This window comes from Kribbella sp. NPDC048928, from assembly GCF_043197975.1.
Lineage (GTDB): Bacteria > Actinomycetota > Actinomycetes > Propionibacteriales > Kribbellaceae > Kribbella.
On the sequence record NZ_JBICUC010000002.1, the window covers coordinates 773,025 to 791,438 of the forward strand.

Consider the following 18,414-nt stretch of genomic DNA (forward strand, 5'->3'; position numbering starts at 1 on the left):
GGGCTGCGCTCTCAACATCTGCTGAGCCCAGCGGTAGCGGGGGCGGGGCGTTGGACGGGCACGGCTTGATGCGCGCCGGCGACTCGGGTCGGCGGTGTCAGCCCGGCCAAGGCGACGTGGGTCGAGGACGGGGTGACGACGGCTCGGAGCGGTTGGAAGATGCGGGCAGCCTCGGCGGTCTGGACCTCCTGGTCGAGGTGGGTGAGCAGGGACTCGGAGGCGGAGCGGGACTTGTCGGCGGCGAGCTCGGGGTGGAGCAGCTCGTAGGCGTCGAGGTGGGTGAGGCCGGTACGGAGGATGGACTCGATGCGGGGACGAAGGCCGGCGTCGGGCCCCAGCCTGGGGAGTCGGGTGGAGTTGTAGGCGAGATCGACCAGGAGCGGGAACTGGCCGGCGGCGGTCTGCCGGTTGAGGTCCTGCAGGACCTGTCCGTGCGGTAGCCCGTTGCGGCGCTCCAGCTCTGTGGTGAGATGGCGGACGGCGGGGACGAAGGCGGGGTAGTACCCGACGGAGCGGACGGAGTTGATGCCGGGGGCAACTTTGTCGATGCCGAGCCGGCGGATGTAGTCGTCGAGGTGGTCCTGTGCCCAGGACTCGGTGACACCCTCCTCGAGCTCGCGGCTGCCGGGTTTGATGAATCCTTCGCGGGCGGCGTCCTGGGTGGCGCCGGACGGTCCGAGGAAGTGCGCGTGTTCGTGGAGGAGGGTGGCGAGGGACTCCCGATAGACGCGCAGAGTGCCGATCGGGTGATCTTCGCCGGCGTGTTCGTACAGATGGCGGAGTGGGTCGAGGATTGCCTCGGTGTCGAGGTAGAGCGTGCCGTCCCAGTGCGCCAGGCCGAGCATCGCGCTGGACGACGCGACGATCTTCCCGTTCCACGCGGACTGGTCGGCGCCTGCGAGAGCGCGGGCCGTCTCACCGCTGACCGTCAGCAGGTCCCCGAAGGATGCCGGGACCTGAATGGTCGCGGTCACGAGCGCAGGGCGATGGAGAGGCGGACGAGCGAGTCGGCTGCGCGGCGGTACCTGACCTGCTCGTCCGGGGTCTCGGCGTGGGCCGCGAGCCGGCCGAGCTCGGTGATCAGCCAGTCTGCGCGCGCCTGGCGGTCGGCGCGGTTTGCTTCGGCATACGGCGTCGTACCGGTGGTGTGTTCCATGAGGTGTCCTCCCGAGTCGTGAAGTCGGCGGAGAACATACGGAGTTCGGCGCCGTTTCTACGGAGGACTTCTGGAACTGTGGATAACTCCGATCGCCACCAGCTCAGGGGTTAACCGCCCAGATGGTGGGTTGGCAGGCCGCATACGAGGGTGGAACCCACCAACTCAGAAGTTGGCCTCTGAGTTGGTGGGCCGGACCCAGCTGCGAGCGCCCGCAGCCCGGCGAGCGCACGCGCGGGGGTGGGGCAGCGGGGAGGGTGGCTAGAAGAGTGTGGGGGGATCGGGGTTTGTGGGGGTGGGGAGGGGAGCGAGGGTGGGGACGGACTTGGCGATGGTGGTGTGGAAGTGGCGGGCCAGGTTGAGAGATTCGGCGTTGTCGGGGGTGTGCAGGAAGACGGTCGGGGAGCGGCCTTCGGAGAGCCAGTGGACGACCAGGTCGACGAGATACGCCCAGCCTTCGATGGTTTCGGCGACCGAGTCGCGGCCGATGTAGCGGACGATCGGGTGCGCGGTGAGGGCGCGGGTCCGGCGGGCGACGCGGGGCTTCTTCATCCACGCGTCCCGCTCGGCGAAGCTGGTCGGCCGCCGGGAGAAGAGCGTGCCGGTGTCGAACGGGATCCACTCCGCGTCAGCGCGCGCGAGCACCCGTTCGAGGTTCGCGGCAGCCTGTGGATCGTCGAAGAAGTCGCGGTGCCGGACCTCGACGGCGTACCGGTATCCGGCAGGCGCCTTGTGCAGAAAGGCGGCGAGCGTCCCGAGGTCGGTAGGGGAGAACGCGGCCGGCAGCTGGATCCACACCGCGTGGTTGCGCGGCCCGAGCGGCTCGATCGCGTCGAGGAACGCCCGGAGCTCCGCGTCGGTGTTCGTGAGCCGACGTTCGTGGGTGATGACCTGCGGCAGCTTCACCACGAACCGGAAATCGGGCGGGGTCTGCGCGGCCCACGAAGCCACCGAGGACGCGGACGGCGTTGCGTAGAACGTCGTGTTGCTCTCGACCGCATTGCACCACGACGCGTACGACCGCAGCTTCTCCCGGGACGGCTGCGGCCACGCGGGATGAGTCCATTGAGCGCACCCGACGTACAGCATGGTGCTCACAGACTTCGCACGTACTGACGGCAGACATGGACGCGGGAGTACCGCTCGCGCATCGCCGCCTCGGCCGAGATCGGCGCCTGCATGAACGCGCTCATCACGCGGTCGACACCTTCCGGCGGCGCCAGATCGACCGCGTCCTCCGCCGACTTGTAGACATGGAGATAGCGGAAGTTCTCGGTGAACCCGGACCTCCGGTACCAGTCGTTCGCCCCCACATCCCCACGGGTCCAGGCGTCCAGCACCTCGACGTCCAGCCGGGGGAGAACCGTTTCGAGCAGCTGCGTCGCGAGGCCGGTCCGTTGGTGGTCGGGGTGGATCGCGAGTACGTCGATCGTGGCGCGATCCACGAAGACCTCGACGTCCATCAGGCCGACCACGGTGTCGTCGTCGACGGCAACGAGTTGATGCACCGGACGGGTGAACGTCGGACGGCGCACCACGATGTCGTCGTAGTACTCGGTACCGAAGAAGCTGAGCAGGCGGCAGCGCAGCCAGCTGTCGGCGTCGGAGGCGCGGTACTCGCGGATCTCGGTCATCCGGCGCCATGATCGCACGCTGCCCCGCACCCCGCGAGGGGTACGGGGCAGCGTCGGGTCAGAACCGGGTCAGCGCTCGACCTCGCCGCGGATGAACTTCTCCACCAGGTCGCGGCAGACGTCGTCGGCGTACTGCTCCGGCGGCGACTTCATGAAGTACGACGACGCGGACAGGATCGGGCCACCGATGCCGCGGTCCTTGGCAATCTTCACGGCGCGGATCGCGTCGATGATGATGCCGGCCGAGTTCGGCGAGTCCCAGACCTCGAGCTTGTACTCCAGCGACAGCGGCACGTCGCCGAAGTTGCGGCCCTCGAGCCGGATGAACGCCCACTTGCGGTCGTCCAGCCAGGCCACGTAGTCGGACGGGCCGATGTGTACGTTGCGGGGCTCGATCTCGTCCCGCAGTTGCGAGGTGACGGACTGGGTCTTGCTGATCTTCTTGGACTCCAGGCGCTCCCGCTCGAGCATGTTCTTGAAGTCCATGTTGCCGCCGACGTTCAGCTGGTACGTCCGGTCCACGGTCACGCCGCGGTCCTCGAACAGCTTGGTCAGCACGCGGTGCGTGATGGTCGCACCGATCTGGGACTTGATGTCGTCCCCGACGATGGGCACCCCGGCGGCGGTGAACTTGTCCGCCCACTCCTTGGTGCCGGCGATGAACACCGGCAGCGCGTTCACGAACGCGACACCTGCGTCGATCGCGCACTGCGCGTAGAACTTGGCCGCCTGCTCCGAACCGACTGGCAGGTAGCAGACGAGCACGTCCACGGCCGCCTCACGCAGCGCCGCGACCACGTCGACCGGCGCCGCGTCGGACTCGGTGATGGTCTCGCGGTAGTACTTGCCGAGGCCGTCGAGGGTGTGACCGCGCTGCACCGTGATGCCGGTGGACGGTACGTCGCAGATCTTGATCGTGTTGTTCTCGCTGGCGCCGATCGCGTCCGCGAGGTCCAGGCCGACCTTCTTGCCGTCGACGTCGAACGCGGCCACGAACTCCACGTCCCGGACGTGGTAGTCGCCGAACTGGACGTGCATCAGACCGGGGACGCGCTCTTCGGGCTTCGCGTCGCGGTAGTAGTGCACGCCCTGGACGAGCGAGCTTGCGCAGTTGCCGACGCCGACGATCGCTACGCGGATCGAGGTCATCTGGAATCTCCTTGGGTTGGCGGATGGTGCTGGTCAGGGGGCCGCTGTTGCCGCCGCTCGCCGTCGATCAACTCGTTCAGCCAGCGGACCTCGCGCTCGGCCGACTCCAGGCCGTGCCGTTGCAGCTCGAGGGTGTAGGTATCGACCCGCTCCGCCGTCCGGCTCATTGCCGCCCGGAAATTGGCCAGGCGCTCCTCCATCCGGGCCCTGCGGCCCTCGAGGATGCGCAACCGGGTGGCCGGATCGGTCCGGCCGAAGAACGAGAAGCGGACGCCGAACGTGTCGTCCTCCCAGGCCGACGGACCGGCTTCGTGCATCGCGTGCGCGAAGTAGTCCTTGCCGTCGGCCGTGATCGTGTAAACGATCTTGGGCCGGCGACCCGACTCCGGCGTCCCGGGGTCGGCCGTGATCAGCCCGTTGCGGAGCATCGCCTTCAGACACGGGTAGAGCGAACCGAACGACAGCACACGTCCCCAGCCGAACTGGGCGTTGACGCGCTTGCGGAGCTCGTAACCGTGCATCGGCGCTTCGTGCAGCAGACCGAGTACGGCGAGCTCCAGGACCCCACTGCGGTTTCCCATGAGCCACCTCCCTCGGTCCAGTTTGTCATGACCTGATGTATCGGTTCGATACATCGTGCCGCCACTGTAAGCAGAGCCGTGAGCTGTGGACAACTCATGACAAACCCGGCCTTTGTCACCTCCGCGCGCCGCCGTGCCCGGGAATCTGTTACGTCAGGCGTCGATCTGCGTTAATCGAATGACACAGCGTCGTAGCTCGGGAGCGGACAGTAATGACGGTATAGCTGCCGCGCCTCCGGCACGGCGGGTCATTGGGCTGTAACTCCCGGCCTTCCCCCGTCGCTCCGTTCGCTCCGTTCGCTCCGTTCGCTCCGCTCTCTGCGCTCCTCAGTCCAGGCCGGGAGGCCCAATGACCGACAGTCACGGCAAGCACGCCAAGTCCGACGTCGAGGCCGAGGGCGGGCTCGCCCGGCTGGCGCTGCGGTTCACCGCGTTCACCGAGAAGTGGCTGCCGGACGCCTTCGGGTTCGTCCTGGTCGGTACGTTCGTGGTGCTGCTGTTCGGGCTCGTCACCGGTGAGCCGCTGCTGAAGCGTCCCGACGATCCGGCCGCGACCAAGGGCTTCGGGCTCGTCGACGCGTGGGGCGTCGGGTTCTGGTCGCTGATCACGTTCACCCTGCAGATGGCGATGATCATCATCGGCGGGTACGCGGTCGCGACCAGTGGGCCGATCGCCCGCTTGATCACCCGGCTGGCGCGGATCCCGAAGAGCCCGCGGAGCGCGGTCGCGTTCGTGGCCGGGGTCGCGATGCTGGCCTCGTACCTGAACTGGGCCTTCAGCCTGATCTTCGCCGCGATCCTGGCCCGCGAGGTCGCGCGGAACGTGCCGAAGGCGGATTACCGCGCGCTCGGTGCGATGGCGTTCCTCGGTCTCGGAACCGTGTGGGCGCAGGGCTTGTCAGGCTCGGCGGCCTTGCAAGTGGCGAGTGCGAGCAGCAGCCCGCCACCGGTGCAGGAGGTGATCAAGGCCGCCGGTCACGCCGGCGGCCTGATCCCGCTCAGCGACACGATCTTCACCTGGCAGGCGCTCGTCGCGACCTTGATCGTGTACGTCATCGGCGTCGCGATGGCGTGGTTCATCGCGCCGGGTGAAGGCAATGCGCGGACCGCGGAGCAGCTCGGCATCGAGCTCAAACCGTTGATCGGGCGCGGGTCTGCCTACAACGGACAGCAGGGCAACGGTCAGCGCGACGAGAAGCGCCGCCCTGGTGACTGGCTCGAACACTCGCCACTGTTCAGTTTGCTGATCGTCCTGCTCGGTGCGGTCTACCTGGTGCGCTACTTCAGCGGCAAGAACTTCTTCAGCGCCCTGGATCTGAACACCGTCAACCTGGTGCTCTTCCTGCTCGCACTGCTGCTGCACTGGCGGCCGTGGCGGATGGCGCGTGCGGTTCGTGACGGTGCCCCGGCAGCGGCCGGCGTACTGCTCCAGTTCCCCTTGTACGGCGGGATCTTCGGGATGATCGCCTACACCGGGATCTCGGCGCGGCTGGCCGGCTGGCTGGTGCACGCGAGCAGCCAGTTCTTCTTCCCGCCGCTGGTCGCGATCTACTCGTGCATCCTCGGCATCTTCGTCCCGAGCGGTGGCAGCAAGTGGGTGATCGAGGCACCGTACGTACTGCAGGCGGCGAACGCGCTGAAGGTCGACGCGGGCTGGATGGTCGTCGTGTACGACCTCGGGGAGGCGAGCGCCAACCTGCTGCAACCGTTCTGGATGCTGCCGACGCTCGCCATCCTCGGACTCAAGGCGCGGGACATCATGGGCTACACGTTCACGATGTTCCTGGCCTGCTTCCCCGCCGCGCTGATCGCGGTGACGCTACTGGCGCCCCACGTCACCTCGTAACTGTATTGAATGCCGCGCCTCCGGCGCGGCGGTCATGAGGCTCGAACTCCCGTTCTTCCCTCGTCGCTCCGGTCGCTTCGCTCCGGTCGCTTCGCTCCGGTCGCTTCGCTCCGGTCGCTTCGCTCCCTGCGCTCCTCAGTCCAGAACGGGAGGCCTCATGACGCGGAAGTAGTCGAATCCAGCAGTTGCCTTGCCGTACTGGGCCTCTGTCTGTGCTGAGGAGCCCTGTGACACCAGGCCGATGCGTGGCGTCGTGCCGGCGGGCAGTGTCCACGCTGCACCCCACACCCAGTGCTTCCCGTCCGTGCTGGACGCTGCGCGGTACCTGTGCTCGCCGGTCAGCGGTACGACGTCGTGTGCCAGCCGCAACCAGGTCGTCTCGGCCGGCGGGCCGATCATCGCGCCGCCGAACGTGATCACCGAGGGAGCACCGACCGGCGTGAACCGCATCCGCTTGCCGAACTCGACGAACCGACCGGTGCCTCCGGCAACATGATCGAGCCGCATCCAGTTCTCGTCGTCGAGATACACGAGCAGACCGGCCTGCTGGTAGTTCCGTACGGTGTCCGTGCCGACGTCGAGCTTCAGCTTGGTCTCCACCACGAAGTTGCCCGGCGGCTGGTCGCGGAGCAGCAGCGAGGCCTTGGCGGAGGTGTTGTTGTCGGACAGGTCGTTCGTCTCCGTCTTCCACTGCAGCGCACCGTTGGCGACCGTGGCGTCCGGACTGACGTTGCGCCACGTCCAGCCCGCATCGAGACCGCCCGTGAACTCGTCGGAGTACTGCGGATCGACACGACCGATGTGCGGCGTCGGTGCTGCGTGCGTGACCGGCTTGTACAGCGGTGCGACGGAGAAGTTGCCGGCGTCACCTACTGGCGCGGCTGCGCCATGTCCTGGCAGGGCAGGCAACTCGAGCGTTGCGAGCGGATCGCCCAGACGGTCCTCGCTGAACTCTGCAGTGGCCCGGTTGCCACGGATCTGCAACGAGATCGTCCCCGGTACATCGAGCGGCAGTCGCACCGAACGAGTCAGACCAGGAGTACTGGTCAGCCGGAGCTTCCCCTGCTCCACAACGGCTCTCACACGCCCGCCGCGCGCAGACACGCCCTGGCCGGTACGGGTGACGTCAGCCTCGACCCGCATGTCACCCGCTGCGGCAGTGGACGTGGTGACCGGAGCAGCCGTGCTGGACTCGCTCGGTCCAGTGCCTGCGTTGACAGTCGGCCAGCCGTCGATCCAGTCCAGGCGGTCGAGCAGCATCGGGCGGAGCAGCCAGCCGTTGCTGTTGGTCACGTACGGATCCGTACGGTCCACCGCGTGGTACGCGAACCACTGCTGGCCGCTGAGGTCCGTGACGATCGACGAGTGCCCCGTACCAACCCAGCGGTTGCCGTTCGACGCGACGACCGGCGTTCCGCCTGTACGAGAGGCATTCAGGTCGTTCCCGTAGCGGTCCACGAACGGGCCGAGCGGGCTGCGGGACCGTCCTGCGAAGACTGCGTACCCCGTGGTCGCACCGGCGCAGCAGTTCGCGGAGGAGCCGAAGAGGTAGTAGTACCCGTCGTGCTTCACGACGTACGGGCCTTCGAAGCGGTCGCGGGCGACATCGGTGACCGCTCCGACGGTGCGCAGGCCGTCAGGTGTCAGCCGTACGGCGTGGATGCCGCCGTTGTAGCTGCCCCAGTACAGGTAGCGCGTACCGTCGGTGTCGGTGAACTCGGCCGGGTCGATGGTCCACTGGAATCCGCCGTCGGCCGCTGGACGTGGCGCGACGACCGGTGCTCCGGAGTCGGTCCACGGGCCGGCCGGTGTCGGCGCGGTCGCGGCACCGATCGCGTAGTCCCAGTTGTCCGGTGTCGTGGTGGTGTTGTGGACGGTGAAGTACAGCACGTACTTCCCGCCGACGTACCGGATGTCCGGCGCCCAGAACCCGCTGGTCGGATCCGCCCAGGTCGGCCGGTTGTCCGCGTTGAACACCGAGCCGACCTTCTCCCAGTGCGTCAGGTCGCGGGAGCGGGCGATCTTGTACGAGTCGCCGTCGTGCCCGTCCTTGGCGTACGGGCCGCCGGTCGAGTACGCGTACCACCAGCCGTCGCGGCCCTTGATCATCGAGGGATCCGGGAAGTCGGCGGAGTAGTTGGCAGTGACGGGATTGGAGTAGCCGGCGGCAGATGGCGCCGCGGCATGGGTCACGGAGGTCGCGAGCAGGCTCAGGCTCGCCGCAAGCAGTGAGAGGCGGATCACATCGCCCAGCGAACCCGAACCTTCCAACGTTGTAAAGGGTCCAACCGAAGGTTGCGGTGGACCAGTTTTCGCCCGGTCGGCCGGTGGTTGCTAGCATCCGATGCGGATTCGGGCCTGTTACCACACCCACCGTAGTCTGTGGGGCAATGACTCCAGCGAGATCGTCGAGGATTGCACAGTGAGTGAAGCTCGTAGGAAGGCCGCCCCGCCGCGCCGGCGCAAGAAGCACTGGGCGCTCCGGGTTCTCGGCTGGCTCGCGGCGCTCTTCTTCCTCGGGGTGATCGGCGCCGTCGCGTCGTTCTTCATCATCTACCAGACCACGAAGATCCCCGACGCGAACGCCGAGTTCAAGACGAACACCACCACCGTGACGTTCGCCGACGGACGGAACCCGCTGGGCTCGTTCTACGACCAGAACCGGCGCACGGTGCCGCTGTCGCAGATCCCGAAGTACGTCCAGGACTCGGTGATCGCGGCCGAGGACCGGACGTTCTGGACGAACCCGGGCATCTCCCCGAGCGGCATGGTCCGGGCCGCGGTGAACATCGCCCGCGGCGAGCAGCTCCAGGGTGGTTCGACGATCACCCAGCAGTACGTGAAGATCATGTACCTGACGCAGGAGCGCACGGTCTCGCGGAAGCTCAAGGAACTGTTCATCGCGACCAAGCTCGGTCGGCAGGAGGACAAGAGCAAGACCCTCGAGGGCTACCTGAACACGATCTACTTCGGTCAGGGTGCGTACGGTGTCGCGGCCGCCGGCAAGACCTACTTCAACGTGAAGGAGCCGAGCCAGCTGTCCGTCCCGCAGACGGCCCTGCTCGCGACTGTGCTGAACAACCCGACCTTGTTCGACGTGACCGACCCGGATCCGCGCACCAAGCAGCGCATCGTCGACCGGTACCACTACGTCCTCGACGGCATGCTGCAGATGGGCACGATCACCGAGAAACAGCACACGCAGTACAGCGCGCGTCTCCCGAGCCTGGAAAACCTGCAGAAGAAGAGCAACCGCTACAAGGGGCCGAACGGCTTCCTGCTCGACATGGCGCGCAAGGAGCTTGCGCAGCACTTCGACGAGGACGAGATCCAGGGTGGCGGCCTGAAGGTGACCACGACCTTCAACTACCAGCAGCAGAACAAGATGCTGATAGCGGCGAAGAACGAGCTGCCGGACAAGCGCACCAACCTGCACGTCGGGATGGCCGCAGTACAACCGGGGACCGGTCAACTGCTCGCCCTCTACGGCGGACCGGACTACCTCAAGAGCCAGCTGAACTGGGCGACGCTCAAGGCCAGACCGGGTTCGTCGTTCAAGCCGTTCGCGCTCGCCGCGGCGCTGAAGGACAACAAGTCGCTGTGGGACATCTACCAGGGTGACAGTCCGATCGTGGTCCAGGGCCAGAAGTTCGGCAACGAGCTCAGCACCGACTACGGCGACGTCACGTTGATGAAGGCGACCGAGCAGTCGATCAACACCGCCTTCTACGACCTGGTCGACAACCACATGGACAACGGCCCGGAGAAGGTCGTCGCGGCGGCCGAGGCGGCCGGGATCCCGGCGACCAAGACGCTCGAGGACGACAAGGGCAACCCGTCGACCGTGCTCGGTCCGGACGCGTACGCGTCACCGCTCGACATGGCGAACGCGTACGCGACGTTCGCTGCCGACGGCAAGTACACGCCGGTGCACGTGATCAAGGAAGTCCGCGACGCCACTGGCAAGGTGGTGTACTCCGACGCGAGCGTGCTGAAGAAGCAGAAGCAGAACATCGATCCGGAGATCGCCAAGCTGGTCAACTACGCCCTGCAGAACGTGGTCAAGAAGGGCACCGGTGAGGGCGCCAAGGACCTGGATCGCGACGTGGCCGGAAAGACCGGCACGGCGGGTGGTGTCGCCATCGAGGACCGAGCCAAGAACAAGGCCTGCGACGGCTGCAAGGACGGCTCTGCGACGCTGACCTCGTGGTGGACCGGCTACACGCCGCAGGAGTCGACCTCGGTGCTGTACCGAGCCGGCGCCAGCGGCGAGTCCGACCTGGACCCGTACAGCGACGACCCGGCGTTCTTCGGTGGCAACTGGCCGCTGAAGACCTGGCTGGCGTTCATGAAGCCGGCGCTCGACGGCGTGCCAAATGCCGCGTTCGCAGAGCCGAACGGCGACGACATCAAGGACACCTCGACCCCGGCGTTCACGCCGACGCCGACGAACACTCCGACGAACACGCCGAGTACGCCGCCGCCGAGCACTCCGCCTCCGAGTACGCCGCCGCCGAGCACGCCCACGAAGACCAAGCCGACCAAGCCGTCGGACACGCCCACCAGGACCGATCCGACAAGTGATCCGTCGACGCCGATCATCACGTTGCCGACCGGTGGGACGTCGACCAAGCCGACGAAACCAGGCAATACACCACGGACGCCCGCCGGTACCGGTCAGTAGCACGTCCTCGGCTTGGTACCGGGATGAGGGACGATAGGGGCGTGACTCGGGCGGCGTGTGGTGTGCGGTGGTGGCGGCGTGTTTGAGCGCGCGGCTGCCGGCGAGCCCCGGCCGGGTCGCGCCCGGCGGGCCCGGGTGGACGGGGTCTGGTGGCAGCGCTGGCTGCCGAGCGCGCAGGGACGCGAGGTGCTCTGGTGGTGGCTGGTCACCCGCGCCGGGCTCTTCCTGCTGTCGGTCTCGGCGCCGTTGCTGTTCAACCCGGGCAAGGACTACCCGAACGTCTGGCACGCCTGGCTGCAGTGGGACGTCGCGCACCTGAACGCGGTCGCCGAGTTCGGGTACAACCACGGTGAGCCGTCCGGCGCGCCGTTGGCGGCGTTCTTCCCGGGCTTCCCGTTGCTCGTGCATCTGGTCGCGTTCACCGGAATCGGGTACATCGCCGCCGGCGTCGTCGTGTCTGCGATCGCCAGCGCGGTCGCCGGCGTGTACCTCGCGCGCCTGGCGCAGTACGAGTTCCCGGAGCTGAAAGGCATCGGGCCCAACGCGGCGATGATCTGGTACGGCGCCCCGGTCGGCGTCTTCCTCGCGGCCGGATACACCGAGTCGCTGTTCTGCGCGTTCGCGTTCCCCGCCTGGCTGGCCGCGCGGCAGGGGCGCTGGGCGCGGGCGGCCGTGTTCGTCGCGCTGGCATCGACGGTGCGGGTGTCCGGGCTGTTCCTGATCTTCGCGCTGCTCGTGGAGTTCGTGACGTCGAAGAAGCGGGATTGGTTGTCGCTGCCGTGGCTGGCGTTGCCCGTCGTACCGGTGCTCGGCTTCATGGCGTACCTGAAACAGATCCACGGGTCCTGGTTCGCGTGGCACCAGGCGCAGGAAAAGGGCTGGCCGCGCAAGTTCACCTGGCCGTGGACCTCCCTGCACAACACGCTCGACGCCGCGACCAAGGGCCGCTTCCCGGCGGACCACACTGACTGGACGTGGATGTTCCGGGCGGAGCTGGTCGCGCTGTTCGTCTGTCTGGTGCTCCTGGTCTGGCTGCTGTGGCGCCGTTCCTGGGGCGAGTCTGCGTGGGTCGCCGCCACACTGGGTGCCTTCTGTACGTCGTACTGGGTCTTCTCGCTCACCCGGGCCACCCTGCTGCTCTGGCCGCTCTGGATCGGTCTGGCTGTCCTGGCACGGCGGAAGCCGTTCCTCGGCCGGCTGTACCTGGCACTGGCGATACCACTGGCTGCCGTGTGGGCGGCGGCGTTCTTCACCGGCCGCTGGTCCGGCTGAGTAGTTTTGCTCAGGCGCTGCGGCTGGCGCGTTCTTAGCGTGTTCCCATGGGAGCGATCGGCAGAGTCAGCCTGCAGACGGTGATCGTCGGAGTACTGGCAGGTGTCGTGTACGCGCTGGCGTGGCAGCTGGGTGCCCCGATGTGCGCACCAACCGCCGCGAGCTGCGCTGTCGCGAGCGGTGGCCCGCTGCTTGCCGTACAGCTCGGTGGTGTCGCCACGGCCTTGGCGCTGCCGGTCCTGGCGCTGCGAGCCGGGCTGGGATGGACGTTCGCGGTGCTCGGCACGGTCGGCCTGCTGGCCCTGAACCTGGTCTGGTTCCTGTCGATGTCCGGCATGTGGACAGTTTTGGGATGAGGCAACCCTCGGGACGGTTCGGACGTCGATAGGAGAGAAGGGGTGGCAGTCCGGGCGGGGACCGCCACCCCTCATCAAGTTCCGGCGGAACCTCTCAGGGGCAGGCTCCGCCGGGTGGTCCGTACTGAGGGCGATGGCGCACCAGCCGTCGCCCTCGCGGCCTGATGCAACCTCCTTGCGGGTCCACCCAGTAGTTCCAGGGTGGAGATCGCCGACCAGGGAGGACCCCCCACCGTGAGCGACCGCGACGCGGAGTTCCTCGAGTACGTGACCGCGCACCGCGGCCGGATGCTGCGCACCGCGCGGCTGCTGACCTCGGGCGACGCGCACTGGGCCGAGGACCTGGTCCAGGTCGCGCTGACCAAGCTCTACGTGCACTGGTCGAAGGTGCGCCGGGAGGACGGCGCGGCCCGGTACGCGGATCGGATCCTGGTGAACACGTTCCTCGACGAGCGCCGCCGGATGTGGCGCCGGCGCGAGACGACCACCGAGCAGATGTACGACGCGGCGCCGCCACCCAGTCAGGACCCGACGGAGCGTCTCGCCGTACTGGCCGCTCTGGCGAAGCTCCCGCGCCGCCAGCACGCAGTCGTGGTGCTGCGCTACTTCCGCGACTTCGACATCCACACCACCGCCGAGCTGATGGGCTGCTCGGAAGGCACCGTGAAGTCGCAGTCCTCGCGGGCGCTCGCGACGTTGCGCGATCTCCTCCACGAGCCACTCGAGACCCTGGAGACCCAGCGATGACCGACCTCAAGGAACTCCTCGACGACGCCGCAGGCCCTGAGTCCGGCGTCACGGACTCCGACCTCGCCGCCGACCTCAACCGCGGCCGGGGCGCTCTGCGCCGCCGCCGGATCACCGGCATCGCAGCCGGCGCCATCAGCACCGCCGTCGTCATCGCCGTCGGCTGGTCCGTCCTCCCATCCGCACTGACGGACAACAGCGAACCCGCCCCCGCGACCCACACCACCAAGCCGCCGGCCACCAAGACACCCGCCGCCAAGTCGCCGAAGATTCCGGACTCGGTGCGGCTTGACCCGGACAAGCGCAAGCCCCCGGTCATCCCGGCAACGGCGGTCCCTCTGGTGGCCAACACGAAGCCGTTCCCCGGCGTGATCACCTGCGATCTCGTTCCGCAAGGCTGGTCCGCGCGCATCGTGTACGCAGCCGCGGGCAGTCAGCAGCAGGAGTTGTACGACCCGAAGCTGGGCAACGCCGCCAACCTGCACGCCGCGACGTACACGGTGGTCATCCGGCAGACCAAGTTGATGGACGAGGGCGAGGGCCTCACCGTGGACAAGTACTCGACGGCGTGGACGAAGCTGCCGAAGGTGCGCGCGGGCAATCACGAGGCGGTCACCTCCGGCGTGCCGGGCAGTCCGTACGGCCGGCAGCAGGTGTTCGTGAAGCCGGACAAGAGCAGCAAGATCGTCGGCGTCACCAACAACGCGTACAACCTGGCCTGGGACATGAACACCCTGCTGAAGTTCGCCGGTTCCTGCCACTACAAGTGACAGGAACCGGCGAACCCGGGATCAGCCCCAGTTGCGGTCGATCGACTGCGACGGTGTCGGGCTCGGCTTCGTCTCGGCGACGCGCTTGTCGCTCGGGTGCGTGCCGGGTTCGACGCCCTTCAGGGTGCCGAGGAGCTCGATCTCGGCCAGCGTGACGCCACTCGCACCGGCGGCCGGCGTGAGGACGAGGCGGTACTGCGTGTAGGCCTTCGGCGAGGCGATGCTGAACGATCTCGTGTACGACGCCCACGCCCACGACTGACCGGTCCGCCGATCCACCGTGCTCCAGGTCGTACCGTCGTTCGAACCCTCCAGCGTCCACGCGGACGGTGCCGTACCGGTGGCACCGCTGGTCAGCGTGTACATCCCGACCGGACGGCCCTGCGGCAGCGCGACCGTGACGGTCGGCTGGGCACCGGTGAGCGTGACCTGCGTCTTCGCGTCGTTGTCGACCAGCGTGGAGACGTCTGCGGTGCCCGCACCGGTCACCGCGCCGGTGTCGGAGGTCGAGTCCCGCCACGTCGTCGGGTCCTCGCCCGGCTTGGTGATCGACGGTGGGGCGTCGTTGCGGCCGGTGCCCCACTTGGTCGGCTGGTCGGTCATCTCGAACTCGATCTTGCCCCCGTTGGCGATCAGGTCGTGCGGCAACGCGGTCGAGGTCCAGTTCTTGCCGTTGACCTTGACGCTCTTCACATAAATGTTGCGCGAGCTGTTGTTGGGAGCGCTGACGAGCAGCTTCTTGCCGCCGGCCAGCTTGATTGTCGCCTTGGTGAACAGCGGCGAGCCGATCGCGTACGACGGTGAGCCGACCTGCAGCGGGTAGAAGCCGAGTGAGCTGAACAGGTACCACGACGACATCTCGCCGTTGTCCTCGTCACCCGGGTACCCCTGGCCGATCTCGGAGCCGCTGTACAGCCGCGACAGCACCTCGCGCACCTTCTCCTGCGTCTTCCACGGCTGTCCCGCCACGTCGTACATGTACGTGATGTGGTGCGACGGCTGGTTGCTGTGCCCGTACTGACCCATCCGGACGTCGCGGGCCTCGAGCATCTCGTGGATCGTGCCGCCGTACCCACCGGTGTGCAGCGCGTCCTCGGGCGTGCTGAAGAACTCGTCGAGCTTCTTCGCCAGCCCGTCCCGCCCGCCGTAGATCGCGGCCAGTCCGGCCCCGTCCTGCGGCGTCGAGAACGCCATGTTCCACGCGTTCGTCTCGGTGTAGTCGTGGCCCCAGTCCTGCGGGTCGAACGTACTGGTCGAGTTGCCCCAGACGCCGCTCGGATCCTTGCCCTGGAAGAACCCGACCGCCGGGTCGAACAGCGTGACGTAGTTGCGGGCCCGGTTCAGGAAGTACTTGTAGTTGTCCAGGTACTCCTGCTTGCGCGGGTCGTTCTTCTTCGCCTTGTCGTACAGCGCCTTCGACAGGTTCGCGATGCCGAAGTCGTTGATGTAGCCGTCCATCGACCAGCTGAAGCCCTCACCGGTGGTGTTGGCCGTGTAGCCGTTGAACGTGGACAGGTCCATGCCCTTGCGCCCGACGTTCGCCGACGGTGGTACGACGGACGCGTTCTTGACCGCCGCGTCGTACATCGCCTGGACGTCGATCCCCTTGATGCCCTTGAGGTACGCGTCCGCGAAGGCCACGTCGGACGACGTACCGACCATCAGGTTCGCGTAGCCGGGGGAGGACCAGCGCGAGATCCAGCCGCCGTCCTTGTACTGCTGGACGAACCCGTTGACGAGCGCCGCGGCGTCGTCCTGGGAGAACAGCGAGTACGCCGGCCACACCGTCCGGTACGTGTCCCAGAAGCCGTTGTTCACGTACGTCTGACCGCCCACGATCTTCGAGCCGGTCGTGGTCGGCGTGTCGGTGCCCACCTTCGGCGAGGTCGGCGACGCGTACGTGATCACCGGCTTCGACGCGGTACCGGTGTTCTCGGAGCCGTTGTTCGGGTAGAGGAACAGGCGGTAGAGGTTCGAGTACAGGCTGGTCAGCTGGTCCGCCGTCGCGCCCTCGACCTCGATCGTGCTCAGCTTCTTGTCCCACTGCTCCTGCGCGGCGTCCTTCACGTGGGCGAACTTCGATCCGGCCGGCAGTTCGAGCTCGAGGTTCTTCTTCGCCTGCGCGGTGCCGATCAGCGAGGTCGCGATCCGGAGTTGTACCTGGGTGGTCTTCGCGCCGAACGAGAAGTAGCCGCCGACACCGGCGCCGCCGCCGTCGGACAGCTTGCCGGAGGCAACCACCTTCTGATCCACCACGCCGTACACGAACAGCCGGCCGGCACCGGTGGACAGGCCGCTCTTGATGTCGCTGAACCCGGTCACCACACCGGTCTCGGGATCGAGCGTCAGGCCGCCGCTGGTGTTCACGTTGTCGAAGACCAGCGACGCCTTGCCGGCCGGGAAGCTGAACCGCAGCATCGCGGCGTGGTCGGTCGGCGCGATCTCGGCCGCGTTGCCGTTGTCGAACGTGACGCCGTAGTAGTACGGCCGGGCGACCTCGTTGTCGTGGCTGAACGACCAGGCCCGCGCCTTGCGGTCCGCGGTCGGGGTGTCGGCGGTCGACGGCATCACCTGGAAGGTCTGCCGGTCACCCATCCACGGGCTGGGCTCGTGGCTGATCGACAGCGCCTGCATCGTCGGCCGGTTGGCCTCGTTGTTGCCCTTGGCGTAGTCGTACAGCCAGGACGTCGAGCCGGCGTTCGTCACCGGCGTCCAGAAGTTGAAGCCGTGCGGTACGGCGGTCGCCGGGAAGTTGTTGCCCCGCGAGAAGCCGCCGGTCGCGTTCGTGCCGCGGGTGGTGAGCGCGAGGTCCGACGGGTGCTTGGCCGCCGTCTTCTGCGCGGCGCGGTCCGGGTTGATCGCGGCGGCGATCCGGATGTCGTCCAGCCAGCCGCGGAACTCGGCCGGTCCGGAGGGCTTGTCGTAGCCGACCAGGATCCGCTTGATGGTCTTGCCGGCGGCAACCTTCCCGAGATCGGCCTCGATGTTGTTCCACTGGTTCGTGTACAGCGCCTTGGAGTCGCCCTGGCCGCGCGGACTCAGCTCGAAGCCGTGGTGGTCCTTCGCCTTCAGGTCGCTCAGGTACGTACCGTCGTCGAACGCCAGGTCCACGGCGGCGTACGTACTCGGATAGCTGAGATCACCCTCGACGTGCTCGGGGAAGATCTTGTACGACAGACGAGTGTCCCTGCCGACCTTCAGGTCGACGTCCGAGATCTTGTTCCACGTGTAGCCGCGGCCCTCGGTGGTCTGGTGGCCGGCGTACCGGAACGACTTCACGCCGGTGAAACCGACGCGGGCGCGGGCGTTGTAGGCACTGGTCGGGCCGGAGTCCAGCCGCGACTCGGCGACCGGGCCGGGTGGCGGCAGCGGATCGCCGTTCGAGAGGTACCAGTCGGCGAGTTGGACGATGTCCTCGCCGTGATTCAGCGTGACGTCCAGCTTGTAGTACGTGTACGCCGTGTCGTTGGCGAAGCTGTACTCCTTGGTCTGGAAGCGGCTCTCGAAGCTCTGGTCCGTCTGGGTGTCCAGCGTGGTCCAGGTGCTGCCGTCGTTCGAGCCGGACATCGTCCAGTTCTTCGGGTCGCGACCGTCGGCGTCGTTCGCCGAGGTCAGCGCGTACTTCTTGATCACCACCGGCGCGGAGGTCTGGTAGACCAGCCAGCCGGTCGGCTCGAACACCAGCCACTTGGTGAACTTGTCACCGTCGGCGACGTTGGTGGCGATCTCGCCGCCACCGGTGTTCTCACCGCTCGCGGTGACCTTGGTGACCTTGTCCATCTCGCTGCCGCCGACTCCGGTCGGCGTCGGGCCGCGCACCCCATCGGTGCGTGGCTTCCCGTCCGGACCGGTCTCCACGGCGTCGGTGTAGCCGGGCTGCGGCTGACCGGGCTCGAACGAGGTGAAGTACGACGAGCCGCTGACCACCGGCTGCTCCGAGGCAGCAGGTGAGGCGGCATGCGCTGGCGTCATGGCAACAGACAGTGTCACAACCAACGTGAGAGACGTGACGAGCCCCAGTGGGCGGCGGAGATCCATCTACGCTCCTTGCACGGCCGGACCGACGCGACCCCCGTCCGCCGGTGTGGGTGCGCGGCCCCGATGACAAGGTTGTCAGCCCACGCCCGGCCGGAATCGTCTCCCGCCGATCACGTGGGGTCAAGGCTTCGTCGCAGTCGGTCCGCATTGGCTGGTGAGTTTGCCACAAGTGGCAACGCAA

14 protein-coding genes are annotated in these 18,414 nt (G+C 67.5%); 6 read left to right on the top strand and 8 right to left on the bottom strand.

The annotated features are described in order from the left end of the window. Positions 1-11: 11 nt before the first annotated feature. From ACGFI6_RS10630 to ACGFI6_RS10655, 6 genes are all read right to left on the bottom strand, one after another. Positions 12-974 (bottom strand): hypothetical protein, encoded by a 963-nt coding sequence (locus ACGFI6_RS10630; RefSeq protein WP_393117087.1) that lies wholly within the window; start codon positions 972-974, stop codon positions 12-14. Continuing rightward, positions 971-1,156, bottom strand: a complete 186-nt coding sequence (locus ACGFI6_RS10635) for a hypothetical protein (RefSeq protein WP_393117089.1) — start codon at positions 1,154-1,156, stop codon at positions 971-973. Before ACGFI6_RS10635 ends, ACGFI6_RS10630 begins: the two co-directional genes overlap by 4 nt. 261 nt (positions 1,157-1,417) lie before the next feature. Continuing rightward, the gene (locus ACGFI6_RS10640) at positions 1,418-2,245 is read right to left on the bottom strand and encodes a DUF72 domain-containing protein (RefSeq protein WP_393118110.1); all 828 of its coding nucleotides are present in this window, start codon (positions 2,243-2,245) and stop codon (positions 1,418-1,420) included. Positions 2,246-2,250: 5 nt separating this feature from the next. After that, positions 2,251-2,790 carry a GNAT family N-acetyltransferase gene (locus tag ACGFI6_RS10645; RefSeq protein WP_393117091.1) on the bottom strand — a complete coding sequence of 180 codons (540 nt, stop codon included), beginning with the start codon at positions 2,788-2,790 and terminating at the stop codon, positions 2,251-2,253. Between the two features lie 69 nt (positions 2,791-2,859). Next, on the bottom strand, positions 2,860-3,939 hold the full coding sequence (locus ACGFI6_RS10650; RefSeq protein ID WP_393117093.1) for an inositol-3-phosphate synthase: 1,080 nt from the start codon (positions 3,937-3,939) through the stop codon (positions 2,860-2,862). After that, positions 3,936-4,520 carry a helix-turn-helix transcriptional regulator gene (locus ACGFI6_RS10655; RefSeq protein ID WP_393117094.1) on the bottom strand — a complete coding sequence of 195 codons (585 nt, stop codon included), beginning with the start codon at positions 4,518-4,520 and terminating at the stop codon, positions 3,936-3,938. Before ACGFI6_RS10655 ends, ACGFI6_RS10650 begins: the two co-directional genes overlap by 4 nt. 349 nt (positions 4,521-4,869) lie before the next feature. Between ACGFI6_RS10655 and ACGFI6_RS10660 the strand changes: the two genes are divergently transcribed. Further along, positions 4,870-6,366: a short-chain fatty acid transporter gene (locus ACGFI6_RS10660; protein WP_393117096.1), complete on the top strand. Its 1,497-nt coding sequence runs from the start codon at positions 4,870-4,872 to the stop codon at positions 6,364-6,366. Positions 6,367-6,501: 135 nt separating this feature from the next. Here ACGFI6_RS10660 and ACGFI6_RS10665 read toward each other — a convergent pair whose 3' ends face one another. Continuing rightward, complete coding sequence (locus tag ACGFI6_RS10665; protein WP_393117098.1) at positions 6,502-8,610, bottom strand: family 43 glycosylhydrolase; 2,109 nt, start codon at positions 8,608-8,610, stop codon at positions 6,502-6,504. A gap of 178 nt (positions 8,611-8,788) precedes the next feature. Here ACGFI6_RS10665 and ACGFI6_RS10670 point away from each other — a divergent pair, with 178 nt between their 5' ends. The 5 genes from ACGFI6_RS10670 (at position 8,789) to ACGFI6_RS10690 (ending at position 14,195) form a co-directional block, all read left to right on the top strand. Beyond that, entirely contained in the window at positions 8,789-11,050 is a 2,262-nt protein-coding gene (locus ACGFI6_RS10670; RefSeq protein WP_393117099.1) for a transglycosylase domain-containing protein, read from the top strand. Positions 11,051-11,128: 78 nt separating this feature from the next. Then, a complete protein-coding gene (locus tag ACGFI6_RS10675) occupies positions 11,129-12,322 on the top strand; it encodes a mannosyltransferase family protein (RefSeq protein ID WP_393117101.1) in 1,194 nt (397 codons plus the stop codon). A gap of 47 nt (positions 12,323-12,369) precedes the next feature. Continuing rightward, positions 12,370-12,678: a hypothetical protein gene (locus ACGFI6_RS10680; protein ID WP_393117103.1), complete on the top strand. Its 309-nt coding sequence runs from the start codon at positions 12,370-12,372 to the stop codon at positions 12,676-12,678. Positions 12,679-12,912: 234 nt separating this feature from the next. Beyond that, positions 12,913-13,425: a SigE family RNA polymerase sigma factor gene (locus ACGFI6_RS10685; protein WP_393117105.1), complete on the top strand. Its 513-nt coding sequence runs from the start codon at positions 12,913-12,915 to the stop codon at positions 13,423-13,425. Continuing rightward, positions 13,422-14,195: a hypothetical protein gene (locus ACGFI6_RS10690; protein WP_393117107.1), complete on the top strand. Its 774-nt coding sequence runs from the start codon at positions 13,422-13,424 to the stop codon at positions 14,193-14,195. The genes ACGFI6_RS10685 and ACGFI6_RS10690 overlap by 4 nt, the downstream gene beginning before the upstream one ends. A gap of 21 nt (positions 14,196-14,216) precedes the next feature. Here ACGFI6_RS10690 and ACGFI6_RS10695 read toward each other — a convergent pair whose 3' ends face one another. After that, positions 14,217-18,167, bottom strand: a complete 3,951-nt coding sequence (locus tag ACGFI6_RS10695; RefSeq protein ID WP_393117109.1) for a GH92 family glycosyl hydrolase — start codon at positions 18,165-18,167, stop codon at positions 14,217-14,219. Positions 18,168-18,414: the final 247 nt, after the last annotated feature.

Coding starts and splice junctions, on each gene's coding strand:
- ACGFI6_RS10635 (WP_393117089.1), bottom strand. CDS start 1,156: ATGGAACACACCACCGGTACGACGCCGTATGCCGAAGCAAACCGCGCC.
- ACGFI6_RS10640 (WP_393118110.1), bottom strand. CDS start 2,245: ATGCTGTACGTCGGGTGCGCTCAATGGACTCATCCCGCGTGGCCGCAG.
- ACGFI6_RS10645 (WP_393117091.1), bottom strand. CDS start 2,790: ATGACCGAGATCCGCGAGTACCGCGCCTCCGACGCCGACAGCTGGCTG.
- ACGFI6_RS10650 (WP_393117093.1), bottom strand. CDS start 3,939: ATGACCTCGATCCGCGTAGCGATCGTCGGCGTCGGCAACTGCGCAAGC.
- ACGFI6_RS10655 (WP_393117094.1), bottom strand. CDS start 4,520: ATGGGAAACCGCAGTGGGGTCCTGGAGCTCGCCGTACTCGGTCTGCTG.
- ACGFI6_RS10660 (WP_393117096.1), top strand. CDS start 4,870: ATGACCGACAGTCACGGCAAGCACGCCAAGTCCGACGTCGAGGCCGAG.
- ACGFI6_RS10680 (WP_393117103.1), top strand. CDS start 12,370: ATGGGAGCGATCGGCAGAGTCAGCCTGCAGACGGTGATCGTCGGAGTA.
- ACGFI6_RS10690 (WP_393117107.1), top strand. CDS start 13,422: ATGACCGACCTCAAGGAACTCCTCGACGACGCCGCAGGCCCTGAGTCC.
- ACGFI6_RS10695 (WP_393117109.1), bottom strand. CDS start 18,167: ATGACGCCAGCGCATGCCGCCTCACCTGCTGCCTCGGAGCAGCCGGTG.